10 protein-coding genes are annotated in these 12,811 nt (G+C 70.3%); 3 read left to right on the forward strand and 7 right to left on the reverse strand.

Annotation, left to right across the window (positions count from 1 at the left end; translation table 11 throughout):
- Positions 1-153: 153 nt before the first annotated feature.
- The 3 genes from AB0L71_RS29800 to AB0L71_RS29810 form a co-directional block, all read right to left on the reverse strand.
- The gene (locus AB0L71_RS29800) at positions 154-1,896 is read right to left on the reverse strand and encodes a pyruvate dehydrogenase (protein ID WP_365248772.1); all 1,743 of its coding nucleotides are present in this window, start codon (positions 1,894-1,896) and stop codon (positions 154-156) included.
- A gap of 65 nt (positions 1,897-1,961) precedes the next feature.
- The gene (locus AB0L71_RS29805) at positions 1,962-3,188 is read right to left on the reverse strand and encodes a protein phosphatase 2C domain-containing protein (protein ID WP_365248775.1); all 1,227 of its coding nucleotides are present in this window, start codon (positions 3,186-3,188) and stop codon (positions 1,962-1,964) included.
- A gap of 294 nt (positions 3,189-3,482) precedes the next feature.
- Positions 3,483-7,247 (reverse strand): S8 family serine peptidase, encoded by a 3,765-nt coding sequence (locus AB0L71_RS29810; RefSeq protein WP_365248778.1) that lies wholly within the window; start codon positions 7,245-7,247, stop codon positions 3,483-3,485.
- Between the two features lie 211 nt (positions 7,248-7,458).
- Between AB0L71_RS29810 and AB0L71_RS29815 the strand changes: the two genes are divergently transcribed.
- On the forward strand, positions 7,459-8,448 hold the full coding sequence (locus AB0L71_RS29815) for a helix-turn-helix transcriptional regulator (RefSeq protein WP_365248781.1): 990 nt from the start codon (positions 7,459-7,461) through the stop codon (positions 8,446-8,448).
- 131 nt (positions 8,449-8,579) lie between these two features.
- Positions 8,580-9,062: a DUF456 domain-containing protein gene (locus AB0L71_RS29820; RefSeq protein WP_365248784.1), complete on the forward strand. Its 483-nt coding sequence runs from the start codon at positions 8,580-8,582 to the stop codon at positions 9,060-9,062.
- An 82-nt stretch (positions 9,063-9,144) separates the two neighbouring features.
- On the opposite strand, the gene rsgA is transcribed toward AB0L71_RS29820, so the two are convergent.
- Positions 9,145-10,326 (reverse strand): ribosome small subunit-dependent GTPase A, encoded by a 1,182-nt coding sequence (gene rsgA, locus AB0L71_RS29825; RefSeq protein ID WP_365248787.1) that lies wholly within the window; start codon positions 10,324-10,326, stop codon positions 9,145-9,147.
- 374 nt (positions 10,327-10,700) lie between these two features.
- Here rsgA and AB0L71_RS29830 point away from each other — a divergent pair, with 374 nt between their 5' ends.
- Positions 10,701-11,201, forward strand: coding sequence for a DUF5949 family protein (locus AB0L71_RS29830; RefSeq protein WP_365248790.1), 501 nt, complete (start codon positions 10,701-10,703; stop codon positions 11,199-11,201).
- Positions 11,202-11,372: 171 nt separating this feature from the next.
- On the opposite strand, the gene AB0L71_RS29835 is transcribed toward AB0L71_RS29830, so the two are convergent.
- From AB0L71_RS29835 to AB0L71_RS29845, 3 genes are all read right to left on the reverse strand, one after another.
- Positions 11,373-11,783, reverse strand: coding sequence for a rodlin (locus tag AB0L71_RS29835; RefSeq protein WP_365248793.1), 411 nt, complete (start codon positions 11,781-11,783; stop codon positions 11,373-11,375).
- Positions 11,784-11,904: 121 nt separating this feature from the next.
- Positions 11,905-12,105, reverse strand: a complete 201-nt coding sequence (locus AB0L71_RS29840) for a hypothetical protein (RefSeq protein ID WP_365248796.1) — start codon at positions 12,103-12,105, stop codon at positions 11,905-11,907.
- A gap of 262 nt (positions 12,106-12,367) precedes the next feature.
- Positions 12,368-12,778, reverse strand: a complete 411-nt coding sequence (locus AB0L71_RS29845) for a rodlin (protein WP_365248799.1) — start codon at positions 12,776-12,778, stop codon at positions 12,368-12,370.
- Positions 12,779-12,811 lie beyond the last annotated feature (33 nt).

The raw sequence follows: 12,811 nt of genomic DNA on the forward strand, positions 1-12,811 counted from the left end.
TACGCGATTCCCTCCACGGATCCCTTGATCGACCAGGGCTGCTGAGGCCCGGTCCCCGGAGCCGATCCGCGCCGTAGCCCCCCACCTGCGGCGCGGATCACACACCTGCCGCGACCGCCGCGCGTGTAGCAGCGCCGCGCGCCCGACGGCGTCTCAAGGGCGGGGTACGTTGCGCAGGTTGGAGCGGGCCATCTGGACCATCCGGCCGACCCCGCCGTCCAGCACGATCTTGCTGGCGGAGAGCGCGAAACCGGTCACCATGTCCGCGCTGATCTTCGGCGGGATGGAGAGCGCGTTGGGATCGGTGACGATGTCGACCAGTGCCGGGCCCTTGTGCTTGAAGGCGTCCTTGAGGGCACCTTCGAGCTGCTTGGGCTTCTCCACCCGTACGCCGTACGCCCCGGAGGCCCGCGCGACCGCCGCGAAGTCCGGGTTCTTGTTGGTCGTCCCGAACGACGGCAGGCCGGCGACCAGCATCTCCAACTCGACCATGCTCAGGGAGGAGTTGTTGAACAGGACGACCTTCACCGGCAGGTCGTACTGGACCAGCGTGAGGAAGTCGCCCATCAGCATGGTGAATCCGCCGTCGCCGGACATCGACACCACCTGCCGGTTCCGGTCGACGAACTGGGCGCCGATGGCCTGCGGGAGCGCGTTGGCCATGGAGCCGTGGCTGAACGAACCGATGACGCGGCGCTTTCCGTTGGGCGAGAGGTAGCGCGCGGCCCACACATTGCACATACCGGTGTCGACCGTGAAGACGGCGTCGTCGTCCGCCAGGTCGTCCAGCACCGAGGCGACGTACTCGGGATGGATCGGGATGTGCTTCTCGACCTTGCGGGTGTACGCCTTCACCACGCCTTCCAGCGCGTCGGCGTGCTTCTTCAGCATCCGGTCGAGGAACTTGCGGTCAGTCTTCGTCCTGACCCGCGGGGTCAGACAGCGCAGCGTCTCCCGGACATCGCCCCAGACCGCCAGGTCCAGCTTGGAGCGGCGGCCGAGGCGCTCCGCGCGCACATCGACCTGGACGATCTTCACATCGGTGGGGAGGAAGGCGTTGTACGGGAAGTCGGTGCCGAGCAGGATGAGGAGATCGCACTCGTTGGTCGCCTCGTAGGCGGCGCCGTACCCGAGCAGCCCGCTCATCCCGACGTCGAACGGGTTGTCGTACTGGATCCATTCCTTGCCGCGCAGCGCGTGGCCGACCGGAGCCTTCACCCGCTCGGCGAACGCCATCACCTCGGCGTGGGCCCCTGCCGTGCCGCTGCCGCAGAACAGCGTCACGCGTTTCGCCTCGTCCACCATCCGGCTGAGTTGCTCGATCTCCGAGTCACTCGGCCGCACCGTGGGCCGCGCGGTGACCAGTGCGTGTTCGATCGACTTCTCCGGGGCGGGCTGCGAGGCGATGTCGCCCGGCATCGAGACGACGCTGACGCCGCCCTGGCCGACCGCGTGCTGAATGGCCGTCTGCAGGAGCCGGGGCATCTGCTGCGGGTTGGAGATCATCTCGTTGTAGTGGCTGCACTCCTGGAAGAGCAGCTCCGGGTGGGTCTCCTGGAAGTAACCGAGCCCGATCTCGCTCGACGGGATGTGCGAGGCGAGGGCGAGCACGGGTGCCATCGAGCGGTGGGCGTCGTACAGGCCGTTGATGAGGTGCAGGTTGCCGGGGCCGCAGGATCCCGCGCAGGCCGCAAGCGAACCGGTGATCTGGGCCTCGGCCCCGGCGGCGAACGCGGCGGTCTCCTCGTGCCGGACCTGGATCCAGTCGATGGCGGCGTTGCGGCGGATGGCGTCGACGACCGGGTTGAGACTGTCGCCGACGACGCCGTACATGCGGGTGACGCCTGCCCGGACGAGGATGTCGACGAACTGCTCCGACACGTTCTGCTTGGCCATGGGTGCCTGCCCTTTCCGCGCTTCGGCTTCCGGACTCCGCATCCATCAACCCATGACACGCGCGGTTACGCCTCCCAGACGCCGGCGCTCGTACGGTCGTCGGAGTACCCGTTCACCCTCAGCCCGGTGTCCGCGAGGAACGCCGCGAGCCCGGGCACCCGGTCGCGGGTCCAGCGTCCGGCGAGCTCCCGGGCGAGTGCGGGTTCACCGCGCAGCGGTTCGGCGAGACCGGTACTGCACAGCAGCAGGGTGTCCCCCGGCCGGGCCACCGAGGCGCGGAACCGGAACGGCTCGGCGGGCGGCTCGGGCGGTTGCTCGGCGTGGGAGGGCAGGCCCGTGGGGGCGGCCGGTTCCCCGGTGCGGCGGTCCCCCTGGCCGGGGCCGCTCCCCGGAGGCGGGGAGCCGAATCCGACCACGGCTTCCCCGCTGATGCGGGCCGGGTCCAGAACCTCCGGTTCGAGGTCTCGCCAGATGCCGTCGCGCAGCCGGAAGAGCCCGCCGGGGCCGATACCGAAGAAGACCCGGGTACGGCAGTCGGGGTCCGCGGGAAGCAGGAGGCAGCGCAGACTCGCCGTGTAGTGCCGCGGTTCGAGCCCCAACTCGGCGGCGCGGGCACGCAGCCTGCCGTAGCTGCGGTCGGTGAGCCGGTGCAGGCCGGACTTGAGCTCGCCGCGCCGACCGGCCCTGATGTCCCCGGCGAGCCGGACATGGCTGCGGCCGACCGCCCCGGTGATCCAGCGGCAGACGTCGGCCGCCGCCAGATGCGCCCGCTCGGTGGCCCGGGCCCCGGTGGCGACGGCGACCATGACCAGCGCGTTCTCGTCGGTACCGAAGCGCGCCGTGAGCAGGGCGTCGCGGCGGGGCTCGCCCCGCAACCGTGCAGAGTCCCCGCGCACCGAGGCGGCCCGCAGGGTGTAGGTGCCGTACCGGGCACCGTCGAGCACGGTGTCGGCGACGAGACCGTGCAGTTCCCCGGGGTCGGCGGCCGGCAGCGCGGTGGGCGCGGCGTCGTAGCTGGGCGGCCGGTCACCCGGACGGCCGCGCCCGGGGCGGGGTAAGTCGGGTGCGCGGGGCGGACCTGACGAGGGGCCCGGCACCACCGCCGCAGGGGGCCCGGGCACGATCGCCTCCCCGCCCCCGGTGTTCGGCCCCACCGCCCCCGACGCCGAGTCGAAACGGTCGTCGACGGTGTCGGCCGCACCGCTCGCCCCGATGTCCCTGGTGGACTCCTCGTACAGCCTGCGCCACCAGTCGTCCTCGTGGGCGGCGGGCGTCTCCCCCTGCTGGCTCATGCCCTCATTGTCCACAGCTGAGGGCTGTCCCGTAATCCCCGGCGGGCGCCCGACGACAGCTACGGCACCTCGCAGCGTTGTCGGGCTCGTCCGCATACAACCCGGTATGAGGACGACCCTCCGCCTCGCGATGCACCGCATCTGACGCCGCGCGCTCATCCACCGGGGATGACGGGACAGCCCTCAGAGCCGCGCGATAACGGGGCATCCGGACAAATGCAGCCCCGAAAATGGGCCCGCCGGGCGCCCCCACCCCCCACGGGAAGGACGCCCGGCGGACCGGTCATGGTGTGATCAGCGCACGCCGTACGCTTCGGTCACGGTCTGGACGACGGTGTTGCCGTTGGCGTCCGTCATCTCGGTCTTCAGGGTGACCAGCTTGCCGGCCGCGTCCGCGTGGTTCACGGTCGCGGTCCACTGGCCGCCCTTCTCCGCGGTGGTGGCCTCGGTCCAGGTCTGGCCACGGTCGTAGGAGTAGGAGACCTTGGCGGAGACCAGCTTGCCCGGGGTGTAGCCCGCGTGGCCACCGACGCTCAGACCGATCGTCTGACCGTCCTCGGCCGCCAGGTTCTTGAGCCCGTCGATCGCCAGGTCGTAGCGGGGGAAGAGCAGCGGGATGCCCTGCGAGACCACGGTCTCGTCCTGCTTCGACCGGAACTTCCAGGTGGTCTCGGTCTGCGGGGACCGCTTCCACACGGCTGCCGGCGAGCCGAACTTGAAGGTGTACAGGGTGAGTTCGTACGCCGCGTCCTCGGCCGGGACGGTGAACACTCCGGACGGCCAGCCGGTCTCACCGACCACCTCGCCGCCGCTGGTGAGCCGGAGGCTGCCGGTGTCTCCGAAGGAGCCCTGGACGCCGGTGTGCTCGGTGTCGCCCCAGAAGGCCGGTGCGACGCCGATCAGGTTGTCCTGACGCTCGGCGGCGAGTCCTTCGTTGCCCTGGGAGTCGCGCGGGGCGGCCGGGGCGAGGATGCCGCGGTACCAGTTCTCCGTGTGCTGCGAACCGGCCTTGTAGGTGTGGTCCGGGTCGACCATGTACTCGCCCCAGGGGAAGCTGGAGGAGACCCAACGCTCCCAGCCGGTCTCGTCCGCCGTGTAGTACTCGGCGCGCGTGCCCGGGACGGTCACGGTGTCGAGCGTTCCGGTGGAGTAGGACCCGCCGTACGGACGGCTGAAGATCATCGTGTCGACGTAGTCGGCCGCGAGGCCCATCGCGTCGTACGTGGCGGTCGACTTGGCGAGCTTCTTGTCACGGACCTTGTACGTCTTGTCCGTGGTGACCGGTCCGGTCTCGGGGAAGACCAGGTTGTAGACGTAGGGGCTGACGGCCGTTCCCTTCCAGCGCAGCGTCACGGCACCGTCGGCCAGGGAGGCCAGCAGGCTGTCGGCCTCGCTCTTCTCGATTCCGAGGGCGGGCAGCGGGGCGGCGCCGTAGCCCACGGACGGCTGCCAGGGGCCGGCGGCCTGCCGGTAGGCGATGATCGCCTTGGCGCCGGCCTTCTTGGCGTTGGCCGCCTGGGTGTAGAGCGAGGAGCTTTCGACCGAGATCAGAGCGATCTTGCCCTCGACACCGGCGGCGGCCAGCTCGGCCGCGGTGCCCTTGCCGGCGTCGACCAGGGCTGCCTCGCCCGTACCGTCGAGGTTGACGGAGCCGGTGCTGGCCGTGCGCGGGTGCAGTTCGATGCCACCGACGACCGAGAGCGATTCGAGCTGCGGTGCGTACGCACGCCAGGAGCTGGCGAACTCGAAGTCACCGTCGCTGGCCTTGCCCTGGATGTCGACCAGGTAGTTCGAGACGGTACGGCCGGCCGAGATCGAGCCCGAGTGCAGCCACACCTCGTCCCAGCTGCGACCGAAGGTGAGCGCGGTGGAGCGGCTCTCGGTCGCGTGGTCCTGCGTCTTCACCTGGATCCGGTGGGCCTTGCGGGCGTCCAGGACCACGGTGGTGTCCTTGGTGACGTTCAGCTGCGGCCGGGCCAGGTACGCGATGGAGTCGATCGCGTTGCCGGTGGCGTCGTCCAGGTCCGGCGAGGTGACGAAGCTGGAGAGGAAGTACGCGCCGGGGCGCACCTGGTAGACCTGGTCGGTGGCGCCGTTGTTGTAGCGGCGCTCGCCGCTGGAGTTGTCGGTGCCGATGATGTCGAGCGAGGTGGCGCCCGAAGCGGGCTCGCCCTCCCGGTCGATGACCTTGACGCGCAGGGTGACGGTCTCGGCGCCGACGTACAGCGAGAAGGGGGTGGAGACCTTGACGCCGTCGGCGCCGGTGGCCAGCACACGTCCGGTGACGTCACCGTACTGGGCGGCCTTCAGCTTCGCGGTCGGGTCGAGCGTCAGCGGGACCTTGACCGTGGCTCCGGCCGGAACGGTGACGCTGTTCGAACCGAGCTTGGCGACGGCGGAGTGGACGGCGGAGCCGTCGTTGCCGGTGACGCCCTGGACCTTCAGCGACAGCTTCACCGGCTCGGTGCCGGCGTTGGTGTACGGGACCTCGACCGTGGTGCGGTCGCTCTTGTCCTGCGGCCAGTTGAACGTGCCGCCCTGGACGGCGGAGGCGCCGAGGACGGTGGTGTCGATGGCGGCCTTCACATCGAGGCGGCCGGCACCGGTCTCGCGTACGTCGCCGGAGATGTCGCTCTTCGCGGAGGACACGAGGGCCGACTTGATCTGCTGGGCGGTCCAGTCCGGGTGACGCTGCTTCACGATGGCCGCGGCGCCCGCGACGTGCGGCGTGGCCATCGACGTACCGGACATCGAGCGGTAGGCGTAGACGCCGCGGCCACCCGCTGCGGCAGCCGAGATACCGACGCCGGGAGCGGCGATCTCGGGCTTGAGGGTGTGCGATTCGATCGCCGGTCCACGGCTGGAGAACTGAGCCGTGTCGTCGTTGCGGTCGACGGCACCGACGGTCAGCACGCTGGGAGCGCAGCCCGGGGAGGAGACGGTGTTCAGCGTCGGACCGGAGTTGCCCGCCGCGACGACGAACAGGGTGCCCTCGTTCTGGGCGAGCTGCTCGGCGGCGACGCTCATCGGGTCGGTGCAGTCGGTCGGCGTCGCGCTGCCGAGGCTCATGGAGACGACGTCGGCCTTCTGGTCGACGGCCCACTGCATACCGGCGATGATCCACGACTCGGCGCCGTCGCCGCTGTCGTTGAGGACCTTGCCCGAGATCAGGTCGGCGCCGGGGGCGACGCCCTTCTTCTTGCCGTCGCTGGCCGCGCCGCTGCCGCCCACCGTGGAGATGGTGTGCGTGCCGTGGCCGTGGTTGTCGTCGGGCCCCTTGGAGTTGGTGAAGTTCTCCGCGGCGACGACCCGTCCCTTGAGGTCGGGGTGCTCGGCGTCGACACCGGTGTCGAGGACGGCGACCTTGGTTCCCTTGCCGTCGAAGCCGGCCGCCCAGGCGAGATCGGCGCCGACCTGCTTGGTCGACTTGTCGAGGGTGGCCTCGACCTTGCGGTCGAGCCAGAGCTTCTTCAGACCGGCGGCCGAACGCGAGCGGGTGTTGGTGACGTCCGACCAGAAGTCGGCCGCCTTCTCCTTGTCGGCCTTGAGGGCGACACCGTTGATGGCCTCGAGGGAGAGCCCGCGCTTGGCGCCGCGCGGCGTGGCGGGCGTGGAGCGTGCCGCGCTCGCGCTGTACGTGGCGATGAGCGGAAGCGACGTGGCACTCGCGTCGTCGTAACCCTGGCGGATGAGCCCGGTCACATTGAAGAGTTCCTCGTCGACAGTGCCCGCGGCCAGCGCGTCGGTGGCGCTGTCGGGGTAGACGTAGAAGTCCTCGCCGGACTGCCTGGTCTGCACGAGCGGAACGGTTCCGTCCTCGCGCGGCAGGGCCGTGACCGACGAGTTCCCCGAGCTGTCCGTGCCGACCAGGACCTGGTCACCGGTCACCAGGGTGACCGTGACCGGCTTGCTCTCCTTGGCCGCGGCGGCAGCACTGCCGGTCAGCGGTCTCTTCGCGGTCGTGTCGTCCTGCGGCGTCGCCGCGGACGGTGCGATCGCGGTGGCAGCCAGGACAACGGCGGTGGCCGCTCCCAGTGCCGTACGCGATATCGGGCGCATCGCTCTCCCCAAGTGAAACCGGAATGTCTTAGAACAAACCGCAGCGTTCCGGAGATTGTTGGTAACTGCGGTGGCGCCACATTGGCAGAGCGTTAGGCGATAAAGGGATGATGTGCACGGCGGGTTTACGCCGTGGCCGCTTTCCGCCACGACCGGGCGCCCGACGACGGAGACATCATGCGGAATGAATGCGTCCGGGAGGAGTCCGCTCATGCTGGGAGCCATAGGTCTCGATGAGACACAGGAGGCCGCGTACCGCGCGCTGGTGGCGGTGGGAGCGGCGGAGGTCTCCGATCTCGCGCACCGGCTGGCACTGCTCGTACCGGACACCGAACGGGCCCTGCGCCGGCTGGAGCAGTTCGGGCTGGCCGCCCAGTCGCCGTCCCGTGCGGGCCGTTGGGTGGCGGCGCCGCCGGCCGTGGCGTTGGGTGCGTTGCTGACGCAGCAACGCCACGAGCTGGAGCAGGCGGAGTTGGCTGCGGCCGTGCTCGCCGAGGAGTACCGGGCGGAGGCCTCCGGTACCGCGGTCCATGATCTGGTCGAGGTGGTGACCGGCGCCAGCGCGGTGGCGCACCGCTTCCACCAGTTGCAGTTGGGGGCCACGAGCGAGGTGTGCGCCCTGGTCACCGGGAAGCCGATCGCGGTGAGCGGCCTGGAGAACGAGTCCGAGGAGCAGGCCGCTACGCGCGGGGTGACGTTCCGGGTGGTGGTCGAACGCGAGGTGCTGTCGCTGCCGTCCGGGATCCTGGAGCTGTCGGCCGCACTGAGCCGGGACGAGCAGTGCCGGGTCGTCGACCGGGTGCCCACCAAGCTGGTCATCGCGGACTCGGCGCTGGCCATGGTGCCGCTGACCGGACGTGACGCGGAGCCTGCGGCGCTGGTGGTCCACGCCTCCGGGCTGCTGGAGTCGCTGACGGGGCTCTTCGAGGCCGTGTGGCGCGACGCCATGCCGCTCAGGCTCGGCAGGGACAACCGGCTGGAGGAGACCTCCACCGCCCCCGATGCGACGGACCTGGAGATCCTTTCGCTGCTGCTGGCGGGGCTGACCGACGCGAGCGTGGCGAAGCAGCTGGATCTGGGGCTGCGGACCGTGCAGCGGCGGGTGAAGGGACTGATGGAACTGACCGGGGTGTCGACCCGGCTGCAGCTGGGGTGGCACGCCTACGAACGGGGCTGGGTGTCCCGGACGCCACGGGCCTGAACGAGGCCGCGCCGGATGCCCGGGCCCGGTGCTCCCGTCCGGCCGGCCGGCCCGGTTCCGAGTTGCGTATACGGCCCTGAGGTGAGCGGCGCCGACGGGCGGGACGGGCCGTACTCCGGCAGGCTGGTCGGATGGGAGTGTGGCAGCTCGTCGCGGTCGGTCTGGTCATGCTTCTCGGCCTGGTCGGCGTGCTGGTCCCGGGGGTACCGGGACCGGCGATCATCTGGGCCGCCGTGGTGTGGTGGGCGCTGACCGACCGCACTCCGGTCGCCTGGGGCGTACTCCTGGGCGCCACCACGCTGCTGCTGCTGAACCAGGCGCTGAGACCCCTGCTGCCGTCGCGTCGCCCGCGTGCGTCCGGGGTTCCGCGCAAGACGCTGATGCTGGGCGGGGCCGGTGCGATCCTGGGCTTCTTCGTGGTGCCGGTGGTGGGCGGGATCGCCGGATACGTAGGGGCCCTCTACGCGACGGAGCGGCTGCGGCTCGGCAGTCACGGGTCGGGGTGGGCGTCGGTCCGCACGGTGATGCGGACGACCGGATACTCCCTGCTCGTCGAGCTCTACGCCTGTCTGCTGGTGACCGGCGCCTGGCTGGGCGCGGTCGCCTGGGGCTGACGTACCGCCCGCTCCGCACGGACGGTACGTCAGGCTCCCCCACGCGGCGCCGGCGGACCCGGACGTCACACGGAGGGTGCGGTCACCGGATCCGGCCCCGCTTCGCGTCCATCGCGGCCCGGCCCTCGGCGCCCCTGCGCTTCCACTCCCGCAGCATCTCGGACCGCACCCGGGCATCGGTCCTGGCGACGATGCGCTGGTTCTCGCGCAGCAGCTTGCGGAAGCTGTCGAGGCGACGCCCGGACAGCGAACCGTCCTCGACCGCCGCCAGCACCGCGCAGCCGGGCTCGGCCTCATGGACGCAGTCGCGGAACCGGCACTGCTCGGCCAGCCCCTCGATCTCGGAGAAGACCTGGCCGACGCCGGTCTCCGCATCCCAGAGACCGACCCCGCGCAGTCCGGGAGTGTCGATCAGCACGCCCCCGCCCGGCAGGACCAGCAGATTGCGGGTCGTGGTGGTGTGCCGGCCCTTGCCGTCGACGTCACGGGCGGCCTGAACCTCCATCTCGGCGCGGCCGAGGAGGGTGTTGGCGAGGGTCGACTTGCCCGCACCGGACGCTCCGAGCAGCACGCTCGTACCGCCCGAGACGAGGGCCGTGAACACATCGATTCCCGCACCGGTGGTGGAGCTGACGGGCAGTACCCGCACCCCGGGCGCGACGGCCTCGATGTCCTGGACGAGATGCGACAGCGTCACGGTGTCCGGCACCAGATCGGCCTTGGTCAGCACCACGACCGGCTGGGCGGCGCCGTCCACGGCGGACACCCCGTCGCGCAACAGCGCGTCGCCTCCGGAGCTGGACATGGCGAGTGCGAGAAAGCGTTCCACCCGCCCCAGGTCGAGCTCCACGGCGAGCGAGACACAGATGGCGATGTGGTCGATGTTGGTGGCGAGCACCTGCCCCTCGGAACGTTGCGAGGAGGTCGAGCGGACGAAGGCCGTACGCCGCGGGAGCAGCGTCCGTACGAACCGCGGGTCGCCGTCGGGGTCGACCGCGACCCAGTCGCCGGTGCAGACGACCCGCATCGGATCGCGCGGTACGACGAAGGCGGTGTCGGCCCGGAGCGTGCCGTGCGGGGTGACGACATCGCACTGCCCACGGTCCACCCGGACCACCCGTCCGGGCAGCAGACCCTGACCCGCGTACGGGGCGAACTCGGCGGCCCAGCCGTCGTCCCAGCCGTACGGGGACAGCGGGTGCGACGCGGACGGGACCCGAGCAGAAGAAGCGAAGGACGACGAAGAAGAGAACGGAGAAGACAAGGGAAACCCTTCACAGGGTGGCCCCGGCAGCGCGCACACGGGCGCGCGGAGTTCAGGAAGAGGTCAGCCGGCGACCACGGGGGTGGGAACGACGAACTTCTGGTTGTGGGAAGCACCCACCACAGCGACAGTCATCAATGTCCTCACCTCCTGGTTCACACACGGGCCGGCACCGGCGGTTCTGCCCCGCCGACCGGAACGCTGCACACGATAGTCCGCGACCGCCGAAGGGCGTCAACTCATTTTTCGGCACAACGTCCCCTGCGCCGACCCAGCACCGTCGCGGCCACACGCATCGGAGACAACCATGTTTTTCCCTCGATCAGGTGATACCTCCGCACAACGACCGATACCAGACCACTAGGGTGCCGAGCATGACCCCACCTCAGACCTCCAACGGCACCTTCACCCCAGCCCAGTTGGGCACGATCGCCTTGATCGGATGGAGCGGCGAACATCCCGATGGCACCCAGGACGTCGCCTTCCTTCTCGTGTACTCACTGGGAGACGGCGCGGAGGGCCCGGCCGTCGGCGAGGCCGCCCTGCGCGTGGCCCTGAGCCGCAGCGGCCTGCCGGTGGAGGCCGGTCCGGTGTACGCCGCCGAAACCCCGGGCCTCCCGGTGAAGCTGCTCGTCCAGGCAGGCCAGGCGGTCCTGACGCTTCCTCACTTCACCGCCCAGTACACCGCACCGCCCGAGTGGCTGGCCGCGGCGGAAGGGCGGGGCGAGGTGCACACGATGTTCGCCACCCGTCCATGGCCCCAGGGCGCACCGGGCCGACCGGTGAGCGAGGAGGCGCTGCGCTCCTTCGCCGGCGATCCGGAGGTCATCATGACCTCGGCCCACTGCGTCCTTCCGGTACGCAGCCTGGGCTGAACGCATCGCCCCCGTAAGCCGGATGCCCACCGCCCCCCGTGGAACGGTGGGCATCCTGATGTGTGGAGCCCTGGGGCAAAAAGCCCCGGACGCCGCTCGGCTGTTCCGTGCACGCCCGATGCGGAGGACCGGGGGTTAACTCCCCCATGGCCGCCCGCACTTGCGTGTACGTCAGCGGTTGGCGAATCCTTTGCCCGAGAGCACCGGGATGCCCTCCAGGATGTGTGACAGCGGCTCGTCCCCCTTGGCCTGGGTGGAGTTCTCCGCGCACTGCTGGTTCCGCGGCGAGGAAAGGACATCGACGTCCTGCACCGCGACCGGCAGGAGCAGGCCGCCGAGCGAGCCGGCGTTGGCGTGGACCGGCAGGCCGACACAGGCTTTGTTCAGCGATCCCTGGACGAGCTCGACCTGCGGGCTGCCGTCGCCATGGGTCACGCTGTTGCCGAACGAGTCCACGGCCCCCTTGCCGTTGACCGACGTGGTGCCCTCGCCGTTGCCGACCGCCATGGCCGCAGGGGCTGCGGCAGCCGACAGACCGACCAGGGACACGGCCACAGCCGCGCCGGCCATCATCTCCTTCATCACGCTTCACCTTTCGGAGCGACCCGTTGTGGAACGTAGTGATCAACCCGCTACGAAAGCGTCGGTTCCGCCGCGCCACTCACATGGGCTTGATCCGCCATGAGTTCGATGATTCAACCGGTCACCCGTCGACCGTCTCGTCGGAGGTACGGGCGGCCGGAACACGGCTCTCCGCGGAAGACCTCCCGGGCTGCGCGGACGGCGCCTGCTCCGGTCTGGCGCGGGCTGCCTGCCATTCGGCGAGCAACCGGTCGTAGATGGGTGTGGCGTCCTGTGCGTGCCACTGCCGGCCGCAGGGGTGTTGGCTGTTGTACTGGTCCATGGACGGCCCCTACCCGGTGCGTCGGGTGGCGCCTGCCGTCACTACGGCATCCGGCCCAGCCGGCCCGCCCCTTCGAGGGGTCCATCAGGCCCCGGACGCACGAGAAGGGATCGACGCGTCCGAGCCGCCGTGGCATGGCAGCCGCGTGGACGTGTCGACCCCTCGATACTCCCGTACTGCGGACAGGTGTGCCCGGAGTCGCCCGTGGCGCTGTCCTCGACGAGGCCGAGGTGCCGATGGCGGGCGACCGGAGTGAGTATCGCTAGTTGTTGCCGCCCCCGTTGCCGGAGAGGACCGGGATGTTGCTCAGGAGGTGCGACAGCGGCTCGTCACCCTTGGCCTGGGTGGAGTTCTCCGCGCACTGCTGGTTCTGCGGCGAGGAAAGGACGTTGATGTCCTGGAGCCCGACCGGGATCCCGCCGAGGACCGAACCGACATTGGCCTTGGCCGGCAGCGCGACGCAGGGCTTGTTCAGCGAGCCCTGGATGAGCGCGAACTGCGGGCTCCAGTCACCGTGGGTGGCGGAGTTGCCGTACGACTGGTCGGCACCGTTGCCGTTGAACGTTGTCGTACCACCCTCGTTGCCGAGCGCCAGGGCCTGCGGGGCGATCGCCGCGGAGACACCGACGACCGAAGCAGCGACGGCTGCCGAGGCCATGAACTTCTTGATCATGAAATAGCCCTTCTGGGTTTTCTGTTGTCCGCC

This window comes from Streptomyces sp. NPDC052052 (assembly GCF_040680455.1).
Classification (GTDB): Bacteria; Actinomycetota; Actinomycetes; order Streptomycetales; family Streptomycetaceae; genus Streptomyces.

What these genes read in the sequence shown, in the direction of transcription:
- AB0L71_RS29835 (WP_365248793.1), bottom strand. Translation starts at nt 11,783, where the DNA reads ATGAAGGAGATGATGGCCGGCGCGGCTGTGGCCGTGTCCCTGGTCGGT.
- AB0L71_RS29810 (WP_365248778.1), bottom strand. Translation starts at nt 7,247, where the DNA reads ATGCGCCCGATATCGCGTACGGCACTGGGAGCGGCCACCGCCGTTGTC.
- AB0L71_RS29805 (WP_365248775.1), bottom strand. Translation starts at nt 3,188, where the DNA reads ATGAGCCAGCAGGGGGAGACGCCCGCCGCCCACGAGGACGACTGGTGG.
- AB0L71_RS29845 (WP_365248799.1), bottom strand. Translation starts at nt 12,778, where the DNA reads ATGATCAAGAAGTTCATGGCCTCGGCAGCCGTCGCTGCTTCGGTCGTC.
- AB0L71_RS29815 (WP_365248781.1), top strand. Translation starts at nt 7,459, where the DNA reads ATGCTGGGAGCCATAGGTCTCGATGAGACACAGGAGGCCGCGTACCGC.
- AB0L71_RS29820 (WP_365248784.1), top strand. Translation starts at nt 8,580, where the DNA reads ATGGGAGTGTGGCAGCTCGTCGCGGTCGGTCTGGTCATGCTTCTCGGC.
- AB0L71_RS29800 (WP_365248772.1), bottom strand. Translation starts at nt 1,896, where the DNA reads ATGGCCAAGCAGAACGTGTCGGAGCAGTTCGTCGACATCCTCGTCCGG.
- AB0L71_RS29840 (WP_365248796.1), bottom strand. Translation starts at nt 12,105, where the DNA reads ATGGACCAGTACAACAGCCAACACCCCTGCGGCCGGCAGTGGCACGCA.
- AB0L71_RS29830 (WP_365248790.1), top strand. Translation starts at nt 10,701, where the DNA reads ATGACCCCACCTCAGACCTCCAACGGCACCTTCACCCCAGCCCAGTTG.